This is a genomic window from Moorena sp. SIO3E8, from assembly GCF_010692445.1.
GTDB classification, from domain to species: Bacteria; Cyanobacteriota; Cyanobacteriia; order Cyanobacteriales; family Coleofasciculaceae; genus Moorena; species Moorena bouillonii.
Genome location: NZ_JAAHHM010000023.1, coordinates 39,212 through 58,686, shown reverse-complemented (window position 1 = coordinate 58,686; position 19,475 = coordinate 39,212). Strand labels below are relative to the sequence as shown.

Annotated in this window: 20 protein-coding genes and 2 pseudogenes; 13 read left to right on the top strand and 9 right to left on the bottom strand. The window is 41.7% G+C overall.

Translation table 11 applies throughout. From position 1 onward, the window contains the following. Positions 1-34 precede the first annotated feature (34 nt). Positions 35-913: a DNA adenine methylase gene (locus F6K46_RS12780; RefSeq protein WP_293052869.1), complete on the top strand. Its 879-nt coding sequence runs from the start codon at positions 35-37 to the stop codon at positions 911-913. Between the two features lie 11 nt (positions 914-924). Here F6K46_RS12780 and F6K46_RS12775 read toward each other — a convergent pair whose 3' ends face one another. The 4 genes from F6K46_RS12775 to F6K46_RS12760 all read right to left on the bottom strand — a co-directional run bounded on the left by F6K46_RS12775 (position 925) and on the right by F6K46_RS12760 (position 2,086). Continuing rightward, entirely contained in the window at positions 925-1,056 is a 132-nt protein-coding gene (locus F6K46_RS12775; RefSeq protein ID WP_293019258.1) for a hypothetical protein, read from the bottom strand. Then, a complete protein-coding gene (locus F6K46_RS12770) occupies positions 1,049-1,294 on the bottom strand; it encodes a hypothetical protein (protein ID WP_293047344.1) in 246 nt (81 codons plus the stop codon). The genes F6K46_RS12775 and F6K46_RS12770 overlap by 8 nt, the downstream gene beginning before the upstream one ends. A gap of 188 nt (positions 1,295-1,482) precedes the next feature. Then, positions 1,483-1,632, bottom strand: a complete 150-nt coding sequence (locus F6K46_RS12765; RefSeq protein WP_293052866.1) for a hypothetical protein — start codon at positions 1,630-1,632, stop codon at positions 1,483-1,485. A 37-nt stretch (positions 1,633-1,669) separates the two neighbouring features. Further along, the gene (locus tag F6K46_RS12760) at positions 1,670-2,086 is read right to left on the bottom strand and encodes a helix-turn-helix domain-containing protein (RefSeq protein ID WP_293019253.1); all 417 of its coding nucleotides are present in this window, start codon (positions 2,084-2,086) and stop codon (positions 1,670-1,672) included. Between the two features lie 468 nt (positions 2,087-2,554). On the opposite strand from F6K46_RS12760, the gene F6K46_RS12755 reads away from it, so the two are divergent. Continuing rightward, positions 2,555-2,974, top strand: a complete 420-nt coding sequence (locus F6K46_RS12755) for a DUF29 domain-containing protein (protein WP_293052863.1) — start codon at positions 2,555-2,557, stop codon at positions 2,972-2,974. A 147-nt stretch (positions 2,975-3,121) separates the two neighbouring features. After that, entirely contained in the window at positions 3,122-3,274 is a 153-nt protein-coding gene (locus F6K46_RS12750; RefSeq protein WP_293044429.1) for a hypothetical protein, read from the top strand. Here the strand turns inward: F6K46_RS12750 and F6K46_RS12745 are convergent. Beyond that, positions 3,258-3,881, bottom strand: a complete 624-nt coding sequence (locus F6K46_RS12745; RefSeq protein ID WP_293052860.1) for a glutathione S-transferase family protein — start codon at positions 3,879-3,881, stop codon at positions 3,258-3,260. The genes F6K46_RS12750 and F6K46_RS12745 overlap by 17 nt on opposite strands. 699 nt (positions 3,882-4,580) lie before the next feature. On the opposite strand from F6K46_RS12745, the gene F6K46_RS12740 reads away from it, so the two are divergent. The 7 genes and pseudogenes from F6K46_RS12740 to F6K46_RS12710 all read left to right on the top strand — a co-directional run. Then, positions 4,581-4,739, top strand: a complete 159-nt coding sequence (locus F6K46_RS12740) for a hypothetical protein (protein ID WP_293052857.1) — start codon at positions 4,581-4,583, stop codon at positions 4,737-4,739. Positions 4,740-4,877: 138 nt separating this feature from the next. Beyond that, complete coding sequence (locus F6K46_RS12735; RefSeq protein ID WP_293052854.1) at positions 4,878-5,084, top strand: hypothetical protein; 207 nt, start codon at positions 4,878-4,880, stop codon at positions 5,082-5,084. Beyond that, positions 5,071-5,235 carry a hypothetical protein gene (locus F6K46_RS12730; protein ID WP_198954234.1) on the top strand — a complete coding sequence of 55 codons (165 nt, stop codon included), beginning with the start codon at positions 5,071-5,073 and terminating at the stop codon, positions 5,233-5,235. Before F6K46_RS12735 ends, F6K46_RS12730 begins: the two co-directional genes overlap by 14 nt. Positions 5,236-5,424: 189 nt before the next feature. Further along, complete coding sequence (locus F6K46_RS12725) at positions 5,425-7,092, top strand: CTP synthase (RefSeq protein ID WP_293052851.1); 1,668 nt, start codon at positions 5,425-5,427, stop codon at positions 7,090-7,092. A gap of 548 nt (positions 7,093-7,640) precedes the next feature. After that, positions 7,641-8,060, top strand: coding sequence for a hypothetical protein (locus F6K46_RS12720; RefSeq protein WP_293052848.1), 420 nt, complete (start codon positions 7,641-7,643; stop codon positions 8,058-8,060). A 731-nt stretch (positions 8,061-8,791) separates the two neighbouring features. Further along, positions 8,792-8,896 (top strand): annotated as a pseudogene (locus tag F6K46_RS12715) (IS1 family transposase); the annotation flags it as partial. 363 nt (positions 8,897-9,259) lie between these two features. Then, positions 9,260-9,442, top strand: a pseudogene (locus tag F6K46_RS12710) (IS1 family transposase); the annotation flags it as partial. 1,179 nt (positions 9,443-10,621) lie between these two features. Here the strand turns inward: F6K46_RS12710 and F6K46_RS12705 are convergent. From F6K46_RS12705 to F6K46_RS12690, 4 genes are all read right to left on the bottom strand, one after another. Continuing rightward, complete coding sequence (locus F6K46_RS12705; RefSeq protein ID WP_293052845.1) at positions 10,622-11,446, bottom strand: metallophosphoesterase; 825 nt, start codon at positions 11,444-11,446, stop codon at positions 10,622-10,624. A 58-nt stretch (positions 11,447-11,504) separates the two neighbouring features. Beyond that, positions 11,505-11,663, bottom strand: coding sequence for a hypothetical protein (locus tag F6K46_RS12700; protein ID WP_293052842.1), 159 nt, complete (start codon positions 11,661-11,663; stop codon positions 11,505-11,507). 114 nt (positions 11,664-11,777) lie between these two features. Further along, positions 11,778-13,730: a hypothetical protein gene (locus F6K46_RS12695; protein WP_293052839.1), complete on the bottom strand. Its 1,953-nt coding sequence runs from the start codon at positions 13,728-13,730 to the stop codon at positions 11,778-11,780. A 303-nt stretch (positions 13,731-14,033) separates the two neighbouring features. Next, entirely contained in the window at positions 14,034-14,723 is a 690-nt protein-coding gene (locus tag F6K46_RS12690; RefSeq protein ID WP_075904704.1) for a glycosyltransferase family 2 protein, read from the bottom strand. A 589-nt stretch (positions 14,724-15,312) separates the two neighbouring features. Between F6K46_RS12690 and F6K46_RS12685 the strand changes: the two genes are divergently transcribed. The 3 genes from F6K46_RS12685 to F6K46_RS12675 all read left to right on the top strand — a co-directional run bounded on the left by F6K46_RS12685 (position 15,313) and on the right by F6K46_RS12675 (position 19,444). Then, positions 15,313-16,512, top strand: coding sequence for a glycosyltransferase (locus F6K46_RS12685; RefSeq protein ID WP_293052836.1), 1,200 nt, complete (start codon positions 15,313-15,315; stop codon positions 16,510-16,512). Between the two features lie 170 nt (positions 16,513-16,682). Further along, the gene (locus F6K46_RS12680) at positions 16,683-18,371 is read left to right on the top strand and encodes a glycosyltransferase family 39 protein (protein WP_293052833.1); all 1,689 of its coding nucleotides are present in this window, start codon (positions 16,683-16,685) and stop codon (positions 18,369-18,371) included. A 326-nt stretch (positions 18,372-18,697) separates the two neighbouring features. Beyond that, a complete protein-coding gene (locus F6K46_RS12675; protein WP_293052830.1) occupies positions 18,698-19,444 on the top strand; it encodes a sulfotransferase family 2 domain-containing protein in 747 nt (248 codons plus the stop codon). Positions 19,445-19,475 lie beyond the last annotated feature (31 nt).

Here is a 19,475-nt window from a genome sequence, read left to right as displayed (position 1 = left end):
ATTTACAACCCGGAGACAAATACTATATAAGCCAATGACTCAACTTGAGCTATTTAATACTGCCTCTCTCACCAGTCATAAAAAAGTCATAAATGTAGCTAGTGTGCCGCAACGTAGCCCATTTCGCTATGCTGGTGGTAAAACTTGGCTAATACCCCAAATTCGCCAATGGTTGTATAATAAAGGTGGTACAGATAAGGAACTTTTTGAACCTTTTGCTGGTGGAGCTATAGTCAGTCTTACTGCTGCTTTCGAGAATTTAGTAGGTAGAGTGACTATGGTAGAAAAAGATGAAGGGGTTGCTGCTGTGTGGCAGGTCATTTTAGGTGGTGGTGCCGAATGGCTAGCCGAAACTATTGTCAATTTTCATCTAACTGCAAAGAGTGCTAAGCAAGCTATTGATTCTGCAAATGAATCTCTTGAATCTCTCGCTTTCGCAACAGTAGTTAAAAATCGCGTTAATCGTGGTGGAATTCTGGCTGATGGTGCTAGTTTTATGAAAAATGGGGAAAATGGCAAAGGAATCACGTCACGCTGGTATCCTCAAACCCTTAAAAAGCGCATACTTTCTATTGCTGAAATCAAGACAAAAATTAAATTTATTGCTGGGGATGGGTTTGAGGTTTGTGAGCAAAATTATCACCGCAACGATGCTATTTATTTTATTGATCCACCTTATTTAAAAGCTGGGCGCAGGCTCTATCGATATTCAGCAGTTGATCATGAAGCTCTATTTAAACTTGCTAGCAAATTAGAAGGCGATTTTCTGATGAGCTATGACAATACAGAAGAAACAAGGGATCTAGCAAGTCGCTATGAATTTGCTATACAACCTATTGCGATGAAAAACACTCACCATGCCAAGAAGACAGAATTGTTGATTAGCCGAAATTTCGATTGGTTTTCAGCTTAGTTATTCAGCTATCAGCCATTGGCGGTAGCTTCTTTCAATACAATTTGATACTCAGCTCTGAGTTCAGCACGATTGGTCTTAATGTAGGCCAGAGCAGCATTAATTTGTTCCTCGGTAAAGTTGAATCGTCGAGCATTACCCATTGGAGTTAGGTTGCTCCGATTCCAACAGTTGAGCGAGTTGATTAGCGGCTTGATGAGAGTTAAGGGGCGACCAAACTGGATAGGTAGCTCCTGGTTCTAAGGTAGGTTCCTCTTTCCTAGCTAGCTCTGCTACCAAAAACTGAATGACTTTCAGTTTGTCTGCACGGTTTAAACCTTTCAGAGTAGGAAATAACTCCACTACTGTCATAGGAAATAGAGAAATGCTTAACTTGTTCAATTCTCTCACACTCCTTTAAATTGGAGCATACTTTTCTACAATTGATAAGGAGTAACTTGTTATTGTAGGGTTTAACAACTCACTTACAACAAACCTAATTTTTGAAGTCGAGAGCGAATTGCACTAAGTTGTCTTTGGAACTTGGTTGGGATTGACCTTGGCAAAAAGGCCACGCTTCGCGATGCGACCTAGGAGCCGCTAAAAGCGATTGGCCGTAGGCCACGCTTCGCGATCGCATTAGTTGGTTGCTGCTGAGCAAAACGATTCGGCTTTGCCTTGTGATAGTCAAACTGGTACTCAGGTAGCATCTCATCATCAAAGTCTGGTGTTTTGTTCATAAATCCGATGCTGAAAGTCGTCCTTCAAGTAGCCAAATCAGCTGACCTTAAAATCAGAAATCGTCTCAATCCACACCCTAGCCCCACAATGTAAAGGATCATCTGGACGATACATCACCCGACAGGGGCCATTAACTTCTACCGTATGACCATAAATATTTTTAGAACCCCGTTTGACCGTTATCACAGGGTTGCGCTCCCCGCTCTTGAGATTTTGGCGAATTACCTTCTGATTAACGTGAATCACAGCCTTCGTGTACTCCGTGCGCTTTGACCAATTCCGCTTCGGTCCGCGAGTACCAGGGGTGACCACCGGCATACCGTCAAACAGAGGAATCACCCAAGTTCTACCCACCTTATAAGCCCCTTTAACTCTGCCCTTGCTCAGCAGGAAACGGACGCGAGTAGCAGAAACACCTAGTAATTCAGCGGCTTGGGCGGTAGAAATCATCATGGCGGTAAAACCATTGCTTTAACAATACTGTTATAATAACACAAATTCTTATAAGATGCAAGGGGTTAGAAAAACTATTGCATTCACACTATCTCTCAAAGTGTGGTAAGTGTGTAAAACACTTAAAGCGTGGAAAGCGTGGTAGACTATGGGGCGGTGGCGCGGCAGATGGGAAGATTGTTATTAAGGGTTATCATCCAGACATCAGATCAGTTCAGTGGTTAAAAAAAACTATTGCACTGACGCACTAATGGGTTATAGCAATTCCAAATTATCTGTACCTCATAGCTATGAGAAACGCTATAATAGTAAGTATTCAGCTGTCAGCTGTCAGCTTTGTGGCACAGGCCACAAGCGCTGTGACTTTACTCATAGCTATGAGAATTGCTATATAGTAATTTAGTTTAATGTACGGATACTTAAAAACCTCCGTGATTCTTACAAAAACTATAAAATAATGAACAAATAATGAGTAATAGTGACTTGTATAATCAGGATTTTGTTCTGTGGACTGATCTAACTTGTCAGCAACTTAAAACAAGAAACTTTGATGAGTTGGACATAGAGAATTTAATTGAGGAAATAGCCACCTTGGGGCGAACAGATAAACGAGAGATTCAGAGCGGACTTAAGGTTTTAATGGAACACTTGCTTAAAAGGCAGTACGTGAATTCAGAGCCTGATTATCGAGGTTGGGAAAAAACGATCAATGAGCAGAGAGAACAGATTAATCTTTTGTTGTCTGAATCTCCCAGTCTCAAGCCTTATCTTGAATCGGTCTTTTCCGATTGCTACAGATATCCATTAAAGGTGGTTACCAAGGATTATCCATCTACTTGCTTCCCCCAGGATTGTCCTTTTACCTCTGATATTCTAGATCAAGATTGATCTTATGGCATAACTACCAACAATTACTACTTTTGTCTATCGATATAGCGTTCCTCGCACTTATGAGGTACAGTATTCTTTCACCCCTTTGGGTAATTAAAAATTAAAAATTAAAACTTCAAAATAAAGAAAAGAAGAAACTTTGAATTGGAGCGTTCGCGTTTGGCCTACGGCCACGCTACGCGATCGCACCAAATACAACTACTCCCTACTCCCTATTCCCTGTTCCCTGTTCCCTATCTCCCGACTCCCGACTCCCGACTCCCGATTCCCTATCTCCCAATTACCGATTACCAATAGTTTGTTGAAAAGCTGGACGTTCAGACAAACGCATCAGATAATCAGCAACAGCTGGATACTCTTTAAAATCAAAATTTACCAGTATTTTGGCATAAAATAAATAAGACCCTACTGCAATATCCACCACACTGAAATTATCCCCTAACAAAAACGGTTTATTGGTTAATAGTTCATTTAGTGGCTTCAACAAACTGGGCGCTTCTTTCTCCCGTCTATCTTCCAAAAACAATCCTAGTCCTAAGGTAGCATTAGCAAACAACACCCACTGCACAATCTCCGACTGTTCTTCCAAAGAACTAGGAGTTTCTCCATACTTATTAGCTAGGTAAACCAAAATCGCTCCCGACTCCCAAAGTTTAAAGTCCCCATCCACAATTGCTGGCACTTTCCCCATCGGATTAATCGACAGGTATTCCGGCTGTTTATGCTCTCCAGCTTTCATATCCAGCAAGATATACTCATAGGGCACTCCCAACTCCTCAAGATACCACTGCACAATGGTAGCTCGGCTCCGAAGACCACTATAAAGTTTTAGTTGTGGAGACGATTGACTGACTTGAAAATTTTCTTGACTACTGAATTCTGACTCTTGACTAGGATAAGACATTGTTCTAGATCTAGATTCGTTTACCTTAGGAATATTACAGCTGTTTTCAGATGAATCGACTTCACTACCTTTAGCTACAAGCCCCCTAAATCCCCCATAATTGGGGGATTTAACTCAATTTCCCCCCAAAGTTGGGGGGCTAGGGCGTGTTTTCAAACTCGGATATCCCCCTAAATCCCCCTTAAAAAAGGGGGACTTTGAGTATGGCTCCCCCCTTTTTTAAGGGGGGCTGGGGGGGATCATAATCTTGCGGAAAACTTTGAAAACACGCCCTAGGGGGGCGAAAATTGCTGTAAATTCACTTTGTCCACTGACAGGATTAGCGTATCCAAGGATTATGGAAGTGGAGAAAGTAGCTAATAAACAGAATAATAGACCCATAGCAATAAGTAAAGTAGTTTTTCAATGTTTTAGGGGGCAGGGAATAGGGAGCAGGGAATCGGGAATCGGGAATCGGGAATCGGGAATCGGGAATCGTAGGAAAGAGCGATGCAGCGAGGTCTTGGGTGTCCCCTCATTAGCGACTGTATCAATAAGCTCCGAAGGGTTTTTGATGTTATGAGAAATTAGCCAGATTAGACCTCTTGCAAAAGTATTTTTCTGATAGTGTTTACGTCAATTATTGTCCACTGTTCCCTGTTCCCTATTCCCTGTTCCCAACAACTGCCGCGAAGTCTATTGTTTATGACCTATTTATAAATGCTATACAGCGTTTTTCATAACTATAAGCTATCAAGGTACACAGGATTTTTTCCCTATTCCCTATTCCCTGTTCCCTGTTCCCTGTTCCCTACTCCCTACTCCCTACTCCCTACTCCCTACTCCCTATTCCCTACCAGTTTTTTACAAAACTTTTAAAAATATGTTATAATAAAAAATTTTTATGCTACACTATAAAAGTGGGCGCTGAGACGCCCGGAGTCAAGAGCTAGCCCAACGAGAGTGCAATATCCACGGGCTAGCTCTGGCTCCCTTACACAAGGAGATAGTTTGATTATGAGTTATTCTGAACGCCTTCATCCGTGGGTGGTCATTCGGCTGTTACCCAAAATGCAGCGGATAGTCGTTGCTCGCTTCCGAAACCGGTCGGATGCAGAGGGACATTTATGGGCCCTGAAACGATTAATGCCTGATGCCGAATTTATAATTGTTTTTGACGTCGGTAATCTAGACCTCGGTAATCCAATGGATGAGGAATCCTAGGGGTATTGCAGCGGTCAGTGGTCAGCCTTCAGCCGTCAGCAGTCAGCAGTCAGCGGTCAGTGGTCAGCCTTCAGCCTTCAGCGGTCAGTGGTCAGCGTGGCACAGGCTTCTAGCCTGTGAGTTAACCCATAAGCTGATTACTGATTACTGATTACTGATTACTGATTGCTGATTACTAATTACTGTTCGCGTAGCGCTTAAGCTGATTGCTAAAAGCTGATTGCTGATTGCTGATTACTGATTACTGATAGCTGATAGCTTAGCAGCAGCAAACAACTCTGGTGTAGTATGTCACAATGAACCAGATAAATCTCTATCGAACTATTATATTAATACTATTATGACTAAGTTTGTCTTCATCACTGGAGGGGTTGTATCCAGTATTGGCAAGGGGATTGTTGCTGCTAGCTTGGGACGTTTACTCAAATCCCGGAACTATTCCGTTTCCATTCTTAAACTAGACCCCTATATTAACGTAGATCCGGGAACCATGAGTCCCTACCAACATGGAGAAGTGTTTGTAACATCAGACGGTGCTGAGACAGATTTAGATTTAGGTCACTATGAACGCTTCACCGATACCTCCGTCTCTCGCCTCAACAGTGTCACCACTGGCTCGATTTATCAAGCGGTAATCAATAAAGAACGTCGCGGTGACTACCAGGGGGGGACAGTCCAGGTGATTCCCCACATTACCAATGAAATAAAACAGCGCATTCATCGAGTTGCCAAAAATTCCAATCCTGATGTATTGATTACAGAAATTGGTGGCACATTAGGGGATATTGAATCCCTACCGTTTTTGGAAGCAATTCGTCAATTCCGTAAGGATGTCGGGCGCAATCACGTACTTTATATGCACGTCACCCTATTACCTTGGATTCCTGCGGCTGGAGAAATAAAAACTAAGCCAACCCAGCACTCCGTAAAGGAATTGCGTGCTATTGGGATTCAACCAGATATTTTAATTTGCCGATGCGATCGCGCTTTGCCACCCGGATTAAAAGATAAAATATCAGCATTCTGTGATGTAGCAGTAGAGTCAGTTATTTCTGCACAGGACGCCAGCAGTATCTACGAAGTGCCCCTAATGCTAGAAAAAGAAGGACTGGCCCAGCAAACCCTAGAGTTATTCCAGATGGAGCAACGGGAACCGGATTTAACCCACTGGCAGCAGTTAGTTGAGCGTTTGCATCATCCCACTCACCACCTTGAAATTGCCATTGTTGGTAAGTATATCAAACTAACCGATGCCTATCTATCCGTTGTGGAAGCGTTGGAGCATGCTGCGATCGCAAAAGATACCAAAATCAAAATACACTGGGTTAGTGCTGAGGATGTGGAAGCTTACGGCCCTGAATCCTTCCTAAACGGTTTTAACGGTATCCTTATTCCTGGAGGCTTTGGGATTCGGGGAGTAGATGGCAAAATTCAAGCAATTCGGTATGCTAGGGAAAATCAGATTCCCTTGCTGGGCTTATGTTTAGGGATGCAGTGTTCTGTAGTTGAATGGGCAAAGCACGTAGCCCTCTTAGAAGAAGCCCATAGTTCCGAGTTTTTCACTGATACCAAGAATCCCGTCATTCATCTATTGCCAGAGCAACAAGATGTAGTGGATTTAGGCGGCACAATGCGTTTAGGGCTCTACCCATGCCGTATAGCACCTAATACTCTAGCATCTTCCCTCTACCAAGAAGAAGTCATTTATGAGCGCCACCGCCACCGCTATGAATTTAATAACGCTTATCGCAACCTATTTCTAGAAACCGGTTATGTGATTAGTGGGACTTCTCCCGATGGTCGCCTCGTGGAAATAATTGAATTGAAACAACACCCCTTCTTTATTGCCACTCAGTTCCACCCAGAATTTAGCTCCCGTCCCAGTCGTCCCCATCCATTGTTTGTGGGATTTGTGCAAGCTACCCTTGACAAAGCACAGCTTAAACAGTCTAGTACCAACGGCAGTACTAGCCAAAACCAGCAATCCGTTGCGGAAGTAAGCTGCTAAGTATGTGATGTCACAGATGTCGCAGATTAGGGTATTAATGACATCATGTCGGATAATTACCCTCGATCAAAAGATGATTCAACAGAAATTATCCGGCTCTGACGAATAAACCCCTGAAATATAACATAGCTTGATCAGCAGCTAGGTAACAGTGAAGTACCCCAACCCACACGAAGTAGGTTGGGGCTTCCAAGTTTCGCTCAATTCAGGGACAGTCTTAAGAGAATGAAGAATGAAGAATGAAGAATGAAGAATGAAGAATGAAGAATCCAATTCTCAATTCTCAATTCTCAATTCTCAATTCTCAATTCTCAATTCTCAATTATTCCTATCCTTCTTGGTTGAAAGTCAAGTAACAAGTAACAAGTAACCAGTGTTAATTAACAACAAGTAACCAGTAATCTCAATAACTAAATGAATTGTGGTCATTTTTGTTCCCAGATCCGCTGTTCCCTATTCCCTCTTCCCTTTGCTAAAGTGATTAACTCGAATCGCTCAAATTGGTAATTGCTAGTATTACCAACCCATTATTCCAATAAGGAGGTTTTGTGAGTTACTGGATAAAAGTTAATTACGATCATCGAGAATATGTTATTGATCTGGATCGGCTTAGTACATTCACCCATGGTCCCAACGGAAAAATAACCTTCTGGTTACCCGATAGTACTATCCCCATTATTGTCAGCCGTCAAAATGACCCAGACGGTTATCAACGAGTAGTCAACTACATTCAAAAGTTATCAGCACGATCACCTTCTGGTTTTTGGATTACATTCAATTACGAGCGTCATGATTATATCCTTGACCTCAACAAAATCAGTAGTTTTTGTCACTACCCAAATCAGAGATTAACCTTTTGGTTACCTGACAGTTCCATGCCCATCATTATTAGCGAACAAAAATATTCAGACATTTATCATAAGATCATAGACTATATTGAACAAAAAACTGGCTACCTATTAACGTAATGATATAATGAAGAATTAAGAATTGATAATGAAGAATGAAGAATTAAGAATTAAGAATGTAGGGTGCGTTAGGGGCGGGCTTGCCCTCATGTTCAATCCCGAGGGCCATGGGACAGCCCGCACCGTAACGCACCACCAAGTATAATGCGCGAATTAAGAATTGAGAATGAAGAATGAAGAATTAAGAATGAAGAATTTGGAATGTAGTGGCGTGGCACACCTAAAAATGTTTGTTGGGTTGAGCGGTAGGGAAACCAAACAAAGCGTTACTGGTGTTGGGTTTCATTCTTCAACCCAACCTACGCTTATTGCACCATTTTAGATGTGTCGGTCCAGTAGGGTGCGTTAGGGGCGGGCTTGCCCTCATGTTCAATCCCGAGGGCCATGGGACAGCCCGCACCGTAACGCACCACCAAGTATAATGCGCGAATTAAGAATTGAGAATGAAGAATGAAGAATTAAGAATGAAGAATTTGGAATGTAGGGTGCGTTAGGGGCGGGCTTGCCCTCATGTTCAATCCCGAGGGCCATGGGACAGCCCGCACCGTAACGCACCACCAAGTATAATGCGCGAATTAAGAATTGAGAATTGAGAATTAAGAATTGAGAATTGAGAATGAAGAATTGAGAATGAAGAATTTAGAATTGAGAATTTAGAATTGAGAATTTAGAATTATACATGCTAAATGCGGCGTTGCTGAATCCAAAAATGGTATACTAAAAATAAAATCATGGAATGCCCTAGATGTCATAGCAATAAAAATCATAAATATGGTCATCAAAGAGGAAAACAAAGATATAAATGCAACGAATGTGGACGACAATTTATAGAGAATAAAACTGAGCGTGGTTACGATGAAAAAACTAAATTACTCTGCCTAAAAGCGATGCAGCAAGGGAACAGGGGAGGCAGCAAGGGAACAGGGGAGGCAGCAAGGGAACAGGGGAGGCAGCGCCTTCACGCGGGGGTTCCCCCCACTCGCGCTTTGCCGTGGTTTCCCCCACTCGCGCTTTGCCGTGGTTTCCCCCGGAGACGAAACCTGATTACGTTGAGCCTTTATGGTTGGTAGGCTATGCAAAAAAGGGTTAAAACTTATTGATTAAGGCTCAACTGTCTTACGGTAACTTCAAACCACTCGCTATTGCCGTTCCCCCAGCGACTGCCGTGGTTTCCCCCACTCGCGCTTGGGATCAAGACAATGTATTTAAATGGCATGGGATTTAGAGCCATAGAAAGAGTGACTGGTGTTCATCATACCACCATAATAGGTTGGGTAAAAAAAGTTAGTTCACGCTTAAAAGATGTATGTTTTACTGAAGAAATTCCTGAAATAACTGAAATAGATGAACTACAAACCTTTGTAAAAAAAAACAAAATTTGGGTGTGAGACGAAACCTTGGAGAGGGTAGCCTTTATAGTCGGCAGGTTATGAGTAATAGTTTTAAGTCTTTTGTAATAAGGCTACCCTCTCCTACGGTAACTTTAAAGGACGGCAGCTAACAAGCGCTATCCCGGGATTTTAAACTTTATAGTTGGTGACCGCAGTTCGGAAACTTTTAAAAAGCTTTAGAAGATTGTAAAAGGTTGGCATAGCTTTTGGTACGTCACTGATAAATATATTGTTGATCAAATGTTTATTGATGATATTGATCATTTAACCAAAAAAAATTAGATGACTAGGATAGAGAGTGAAAATACGAGATTAAGACACTACGCCCGCTAGGCTACATCGACGAACTCTGTGTTACTCTAAATCTGAAGAGATGTTGAAATTATCAATCAGGCTTCTTATTTATTATTTAAAGTTTCATGAAATTCCAATTTTTGTTTAACCATTCTATTATTCAGCAACGCCCTAAATGCTACATGCTACCTTCTGGCTTATGGCTTATGGCTTATGGCTTATGGCTTCTGGCTTATGGCTTATGGCTTCTGGCTTCGGGTGCATCTCCTAAAAGCAGTTTGACCTGGTGGTGCGTTACGGGACGCACTGTCCCAACACTTGCTACAGCTTGCGTCTTGGTGAGCTCGCCCCTAACGCACCCTACTGGCATGGCACACCTAAAAACGTAGGTTGGGTTGAGCGGTAGGGAAACCCAACAAAGCGTTACTGGTTTTGGGTTTCATTCTTCAACCCAACCTACGCTTATTGCACCATTTTAAATGTGCCACGCCACTACTGGCATGGCACACCTAAAAACGTAGGTTGGGTTGAGCGGTAGGGAAACCCAACAAAGCGTTACTGGTTTTGGGTTTCATTCTTCAACCCAACCTACGCTTATTGCACCATTTTAAATGTGCCACGCCACTACTGGCATGGCACACCTAAAAACGTAGGTTGGGTTGAGCGGTAGGGAAACCCAACAAAGCGTTACTGGTTTTGGGTTTCATTCTTCAACCCAACCTACGCTTATTGCACCATTTTAGATGTGCCACGCCACTACCGCACTTTTTTACAAATATGAGATGCACCCTCTGGCTTCTGGCTTCTGCATTCTTAATTCTACATTATTAATTAATAATTAATAATTCTACATTATTAATTATTAATTCTTAATTCTTAATTCAACGTAATTACTGTAACCTCTGGTGGACAAAATAGACGACCTGGCCAATACGTTCCTAAACCACGATTAGTATATAACTGATTTTTACCGATCCGATGTAAACCCTCAGACCATTCCCAATGGTTAGTTACTTTTGAACATACTTTCAAATAGGGTATCCAGGGCTGCACAGATTTAGGAATATACTTCCGGAGGGTTTTCAAAAATGCTGGCGCAGGTCCGATTCCTGGAATCACAATCTGACCACCATGGGTATGACCAGACAACTGCAAATCCACTCGCCAACGCTGTAATATCTCCGCAGTATCAGGGTTGTGGGATAACACAATCCGGGGTGTTTTGGCGTCAAGTTGATTGAGCAATGGACCAGGATGGAAATCACCAGACCAAAAATCAGCAAGTCCTACTAGCGGTAATTGTGCTCCAAAGGGATAAGCGATCGCATTCCACAACACCTTCACACCAATCTTAGTTAGAGCCTGAGTAATTGTTGCTTTTGAATGACGCCAGGCTAAATCATGGTTACCCAATACAGCATAGATGCCATGGCGACTTTCCAGGTACTTCAATCGCCGCGCTAGTAGATAAATAGGAGTCGGGCTATTGGTTACGTAGTCGCCAGTTAAGACGACTAGATCAGGTTCAGCTTGATTAGCGGCTTCAATAGCGTCAGCTAAGATATTTTCTGGTAACTGCTGTCGATCATAATGTAAATCGGATAGTTGTACAATTGTTGTACCTCGCAATGACGTAGGTAAATCAGCGATCGCAACGGTGATTTTTTCTACCCTTAAGGGTTCTGAAAATATCCAATTCATCCAGCTAATCAAGAGGGTAATTCAAAACTTGCTTCCAGCATAGCTCAGCCATCAGCTATCAGCCATCAGCTATCAGCTTTAGCAAAGGGAAAAGGGAACAGGGAACAGGGAACAGGGAACAGGGAGTAGGGAACAGGGAACAGGGAACAAAAATTATCACAATTCCTACACGGATTGCTATTTCAGCTTTCAGGTTTTTAATAAAACAGGTAAGCATTCGTTTAATCTCTGTTAGGTCTGCTGTTCCTGTAGCGTGCGAGGTTTATTTTAAGCTGACGGCTGACGGCTGACGGCTGATAGCTTAAAATCTAATTTAAAATTAGGGAGAAAATCAGGATTTTTTTTGACTAAGGAAAATTTTGACCTTGTCTTTTGACCAGGCTTGGGTATAACTTCTGTTTTGGTAAGTTATTTCCTCAGCTTGGTTAGTTTGATCAGGTTCAAGTTTAGTTGAAAAAATTGCACAAGGAATAAATTGGCTATTGCTGGAAAGTTCAGATTTACTCGCTGATATATTCTTAACGTTTATATGTTTAATCCTCACTGGTGAATCAGTGTGTTCTTGTAACAGTATCCACAATGGGTATTCCCAGTCATTGTCACCTAAATACAGTCCAATATCTGTACATTGACTACTTTTAAACACATCAATAGCACCGAGGTAACCTGATTTGATTCGAGACCTACTGTTAAAATATTGCTCAGTACGGCTAGTGTTGAAAATACCGTTAGCGCCCACAACCGGTCGTTCTCTACCAGATAATGCCCATGGTAAAGATGTGATGATCAGAACCACTGCTATCACATTGGCAACTTGACGTAGCTTAATTTGGGACAATACTATTCCGACTACTGCAGAAAAAAGTAAGAAAATTGGTAAATGAAGCCGACTATTCCACCATTGCCATTTCAACAGGAAACAAAATAGTATAACTATGCTAATAATAGCAGCAATATAGCTAATTATATAGCGTTTCTTTCGACCCTGTCGTTGGATGAAACAAGCGATGACAGAGAAAACGATTAAAACTAGATGAAGGGTGTTGCTGGTATTGTTTTCTGTAGCATTAATTCCCAGAGTTGATAAGCCACCAGGAATCCCAAACTTTCCCGTATAGGTGGTGCGGGGGTCACTAATATCTACACTTAAAACCAGATGGAATAAATTAATTATCTTATTGGAGATAGCATTAATAATCCCAATCGGTGTTCCCAGGTGAAGACCAATATTTCTCAAAATATTGGAGACTAACACTGACGTTGTAAAAATTTCATTAGTATATCGTAGTTCTTCTGACGCTGTAGCAATTGGAGTGCCATACAAGTCCAAGTTACGGATATAGTGACCAAGATTAATTGAAATAACAATAATCCCTACCGCTAAAATTGGCTTCCACCATCGCCAACGTAGGCGCTTAATCATCATCAGTGAAAACCAGATAAATAAGGGGAATGTATAAATATAGGCTGTTGCTTTCGTCACAATAGCCATGCCCATGGTAGCACCAACCCCTACTATATTCATCCAGCTAACTCTGGATTTGAGAGTCAAAATAATAAAGTAAGCCAAACAAATCACCCAGAACGAAACCACATAATCATTCTGGGTACTTGACCCTTGTAGGATTCCCATCGGAATAGTCGCAGCGACGACAGCAGCAAAAATCTGTCCTCGTATAGTCGCTCCCAGTTGTTGAGCAATCAGAGATACCCCAATCACGCTACCAATCATACTGAACCATTGGACAAGATTAGCTAAGCGATCGCTTCCACTCAGGAGTTGAAAATGCATGATCGTGAATTCAGCCCAAGGGTTTTGGTAAAGCTGTCTGGGAATATGGGTAGGATAATGGGCAACACTGTGATGCTGCATCCAATGAAGCACACGACTCATGTGGTAAGTCATGGAATCCCAGGTGTTGGGAGGCGCAACCATAGCAGTTAAGCCTACGATAGCGACCAGAAATCCTATACCTCCAAGTAAGACCAGTAAAAAACCAGAGATTTGGTCATTCCCATGTTGTGAATCCTCGGTGCGGGTGACTCGTTCTGGTTTAACAGTCCGCAAGTAAGCAACAATCAACGTCAGACTCAGTAAACCCCAGATTCCTGCTATCCAACCCCAAGTAATTAACTTAAATAAACTTAAAACTTCAGTGATAAAGGTTAACAAGACTCCCCAGGTAATAGCTGCCCACAATAGGGAACTACGCCAGCAATAATTGTAACGATAAATGAAGAGAAATAAAACAGTGAAGGTAATCAGAGGGAGCAAAGCCAACATAGTTATTCAAAGGGAATAGGGAATAGGGAATAGGGAATAGGGAGTTCATGTAGGGTGGGCAGTGTATCAGAGGTTGTCTGAGAAGTCTCATTTGCTACATCCAAGCCCCCGTGGGTCCCCCAATTTTGGGGGACTTTTAGAAGCAAATTGACTCTTATTCCCCCCAAAGTTGGGGGGCTAGGGGGGCAAAATTCAGTATCAAAAAACTTGGGAGATATCCTCTCAGACCGATTCCGAAGTTTGTAATAGGGTTGCTCGGCACTGCCCACCATCGGATTATGACTGCCCACCATCAGATTATGACTAACGAAAAAGATTGTATTTTAAGATACAAAATATTGCCCTAAACCCATCCCTCCAGCCAATTTTTTTTCCTTCTTCGTAAGTGCGACCATAGTAAGATATTCCTACTTCATAGATACGGCATTTCTTTTTGGCAACCTTAGCAGTAATTTCTGGTTCAAAGCCAAACCGAGATTCTTCGATTTTGATAGATTGGATAAGTTCACGCCGGAATGCCTTATAGCAGGTTTCCATATCGCTAAGGTTAATATTCGTAAACATATTGGAGAGCATGGTTAAAAATTTATTCCCCACCATATGCCAGTAATACACTACCCGATGAGGACCACCACCAGCAAAGCGGGAGCCATAAACCACATCCGCTTTGCCATCAACAATCGGCTGCATTAACAACGGATATTCCTGGGGATCATACTCTAAATCAGCGTCTTGAACGATTACGATATCTCCAGTAGCCAAGCCAAAGCCCGTCCGTAACGCAGCTCCTTTACCCCGATTCTTGTGATGATAGACCACATGGTCAATGTGGGATTCCAGTGATGACTCTAAAATCTCTCTAGTGCCATCGGTTGAGTAGTCATCAACAACAATAATTTCACACTCTTTAACGGGAGATGCTTTAACAGCTTCAATCACCGTGGCAATTGTGTTGACTTCGTTAAAACAAGGTATGATAACACTTAGCTTCATAAGCTTAGACCTTAATAATAAGCAAATAATTTGATTAGCTTAAAACTTTACATAATCTTTACATAATCCCAGCTGAATCTCCCTAGGTTTTGGTTAAGTATAGAATTTGAGCCACTAAACACTTCACCAAAGATTTACATAACCTTAGTTGCATAAAGTTATGGGAAGAAGTTTCCCCGTGATTAGATGGGATTTATCCCTAAAATTCATCACAACAGCAGGATTTATAGACAAGTTTGAGGTTTACTACTTGACACCCTGAATAAATTAGTATAATTCTACTGTAGGATTATAAATATATCAACTAAATAGAGCAACATAGAGCAACATAGAGCAACATAGAGCAACTACTAAACCATTACGCTCAAGGCTGATTGGGTAGTCGTTGCTGATTAGTCATTAGTATTTGGACTAATGACTGATAATTAATGACTAATAACTAAACTAATGACTAATGCAATAAGCTTGGTACCATGCTTAGATTAAAGAGCCTAGAGATTAAGTACTAAAACCCAAAACCCAAAACCCAAAACCTAACACCTAACATCTAACACCATTAACCTAAAAAAATCCCATCATCCTAGAGAGTATGTCTTTGGATACCAGTAATGACTACACAAAACCAGAAGAATCTGACCTTGGTGATTCTTCCTTATCCTTGGTAATTCCCACCTATAACGAGAGTAGAAATATCGGGGAGCTAATTAGAATCCTGAGCAATTTGCTCGATGAAGCAATACCAAACCAATACGAACTGATTGTAGTAGATGACGATAGTCCCGATCGTACCTGGGAAATCGCCCAGGCTCTAATCTCGGACTATCCACAGTTACAGGTAATTCGCCGTCAGCATGAAAGGGGGTTATCTACAGCAGTTATTCACGGGTGGAAGGCAGGTAGTGGAAAAATTTTGGGGGTAATTGATGGGGATTTACAGCATCCACCAGAGATATTATTAAAACTTTTGGTAGCAATGGAGGATGGAGCCGATATCGCCATTGCCAGTCGTCATGTAGACGATGGTGGTGTTAGTGATTGGAGTGTAGTGAGGCGTTTCTTATCCAGAGGTGCTCAACTTTTAGGATTATCGATTTTACCAGAAGTTATCGGTCGTGTTTCTGACCCGATGAGCGGTTATTTTATGGTACGCCGTAGTGCCATTAATGAAAAAGACCTCAATCCTCTGGGTTACAAGATTCTAATTGAAGTACTAGCTAGGGGAAAAATTCGTCAGATTGCAGAAGTTGGCTATGTATTTCAAGAGAGACTCTCAGGAGAGAGCAAAGTTACCTGGAAACAGTATTTAGACTATATTAGACACTTACTCCGGTTAAGGTTTTCTCTCGGAACCATTGGTCAACTTAGAAAACGCATTCCCTTCCCTTTAAAGCGGTTTATTCGTTTTGGCTTAGTGGGATTCAGTGGGGTATTTGTGGATATGACTGTGCTTTACTTACTCCATGACCCTGCTAGTTTGGGTTGGGGACTCACCCGCAGTAAAATTATTGCTGCTGAAGCGGCCATTATGAATAACTTTATTTGGAATGATGCCTGGACATTTAGGGATATAGCGAGTCAGCAGTGGGGATGGGGTAAGCGCTTGAAACGGTTTTTGAAGTTTAACCTGGTCTGTTTGATCGGTTTGTGCCTAAATGTGCTGTTGTTGAATCTGTTGTTTAATCTCCTGGGAATTAACTATCTGATTGCAAATGCTATTGCGATCGCAGCAGTTACTTTCTGGAATTTCTGGATTAATCTAAAACTCAACTGGCGAGTGACGCAAAAATAACGATAACCGCTTGACTGTTGACTGTTGACCGTTGACTGTTGACCGTCAACAGCAAAGGGTTTTAGGGAGTAGGGAGTAGGGAGTAGGGAGTAGGGAGTAGGGAGTAGGGAGTAGGGGTAATAAAATTGAATGTACTACATAACAATCAATATCATCTATGGTAAACCTCTATGGTAAACAAATTGCAGCAAACTCGTAGATTTCCCTCAACTTGGTTAGGGGTTTTACTTGTTATCCTGTTGATGCTAGGGATAGTGTTTAGATTCGTCAATCTTGACCAAAAAATATACTGGATTGATGAAACCTTTACCTCGCTACGGATTTCTGGTTATCGATTGTCAGACATGATACCAGAAATTTCCAAGGGGGATGCGATCGCTATTAAAGAATTACATAAGTATCAGCAGACAAATCCAGAAAAAAAACTGATTGGTACCATTAAGGGATTGGCCTTTGAAGAACCTCAACATCCCCCATTATATTACGTAATGGCGCGATTTTGGGCGCAGTTATTTGGGAATTCAGTAGCAGTGAGGAGAAGTTTTTCAGCTCTGATTAGCTTGCTGGTGTTTCCTGCTATCTATTGGTTATGTCAAGAATTATTCGAGTCGTCCTTGGTAGGATGGGTAGCTATGGCCTTAGTTGCCGTTTCTCCCTTTCAGGTCTTGTATGCCCAAGCAGCAAGACAGTATGGCTTATGGGGCGTAACTATTTTGCTATCAAGTGCAGCACTGTTACGGGCAATACGATTAACTAAACCAAGAAACACGACTAATAAGATTAGAGATATCCTACACTTTATCTCTACCTGGGGAATTTACGCCCTCACCTTAGTGACAGGATTTTATACGTTTTTATTTTCTATCTTAGTAGCCATCAGCCATGGCATCTATGTACTGGTAACAGAACGGTTCCGCTTTAGTAAAATTATTGTTTACTATGGGCTATCATCGTTAATAGCTTTGATGGTATTTGTACCTTGGTTAATGGTTTCTAACAGTAACCTTTCTAAGGTATCCAGCAAAACCAAATGGGCACTCAAAGAAGTTCCTTTATCATCATTAGCCCAAACCTGGCTGATTAATATTAATCGGAGTTTCTTTGATATCAACCAAGGCTTAAATTTCCCCAGCGTACTGGTCTCTGTAATAATCTTAATCCTAGTCGGCTATGCCATATACTTTCTTTGTCGTCATAGTCCCAAACGAGTTAGTCTATTCATCTTGACATTAATTGGAGTTACCGCCTTAGCCCTAGTGCTACCGGATCTAATTTCCGGAGGCAAGCGTTCTAGTGTAACTCGCTATCTAATTCCCTGTTATCTTGGTATTCAGCTAGCAGTTGCTTACCTATTTACTAACAAAATAACTAATAAAATAACTAGCATTTTTCAGGGAGTATGGCAACAGAAGCTATGGCGACTCGGAATGATTTTGCTACTGTCTGGTGGAATTGTATCCTGTGTGATCAGTTCTCAAGCGGAATTTTGGTGGAACAAGTATACTAGTGCTAACCATACCCAGGTAGCAGCAATTATTAACCAGGCTGAGCAACCCCTCTTGCTGACAAAAAGTATGGAAGTGATATCGCTATCTTATCTTCTTGACCCCAAAGTGAAGTTTTGCTGGTTAAGCCAGAAATCCGTAAAGATGCCTAATGGCGAAAAAAGCAAACAGTTAATCATCCCCGAAAATACCGATGAATTCAGTGATGTATTTTTATATAATCCATCTAGGGAGTTGCGAGAAAAAATCGATAAACAATACAACTATAAATCAGAACTTATTGGCAAATGGAACCATAAACTTGAACCAACTTACGAAATTAAAACGTTTCTGTGGAAACTAGTAAAAGAATAAACTTAAGCATATGCGCTACTTGAGGTGCTGCGTGAACAGCTATCAGCCGTCAGCCGTCAGCTTTCAGCTTATTTTATTAAAAAACACCGATTCCGCTACTTGAGGTGCTGCGCCAACAGTAGCCTGGCCACAAACCCAAAGCTGATAGCTGATAGCTGATAGCTGATAGCTGGTAGCTAATAGCTGATAACTGATAACTGATAACTGATAGCTGATAGGTGATAGCTGATAGGTGATAGCTGATAGGTGATAGCTGATAGGTGATAGCTGATAGGTGATAGCTGACGGCTTGTTGATAATAACCCTAGAATAACAGGAGCTTGATCATGGCAATGATTTGCCGTAAATACGGCTTACTCTACCTGATGGCACCGCGAACTGGTTGCACAGCAGTAGAAGATGTCCTGGAAAAAAAGCTAGAAGGCGAACTAGTCCCCCCCCAAGACATCCTAGACGCCAACGGAAAATTTTTGATGCACAGAAGACATCATTCTCTACGAGAGATGTTCAGACGGAATCTTTTGACAGAGGAAGAAGCAGCATCTTATCTAAAATTTAGTTGTATTCGCAACCCCTTTGACAGTCTAGCTTCCGACTATGTAAAAAGAGCCTCAAAATACCAACACTTTATCGCTGACTCCACGTCATGGGTTCACCGTCTACCGGGTTATATAGAAGACATGGAATTTTGCAAAACCCATTCATTTAATGATTGGATTGAGAAACACTATGGCTCTATTTACGGCAATGGACTGAAACGAACCGTTCAATCCCTGGTTCGGAATACTAATCGAAACCGACTTAAACAGTTTGTAGGTCTTCCAGCTGAACCGTATACACTCTATGGAAGCTATACCAAAGGTATGGATACTGTGATGCGTTTTGAAACCCTTCAGGATGATTTTGACAGAGTCCTGGATAAAGCTGGAGTGCCCTTCAAAGTCGAAATACCAGTGATCAACAAAACCGAAGAAAGAAAGACAGACTATCGAGATTACTATAATGAGCGATCGCGAAAAATTGTCCAGTACATTTTTGACGAAGAAATAAAGCGCTACGGTTACGAATTTTGAACAAGCTAGTAGCGCTTAGGCAATGAGTTGT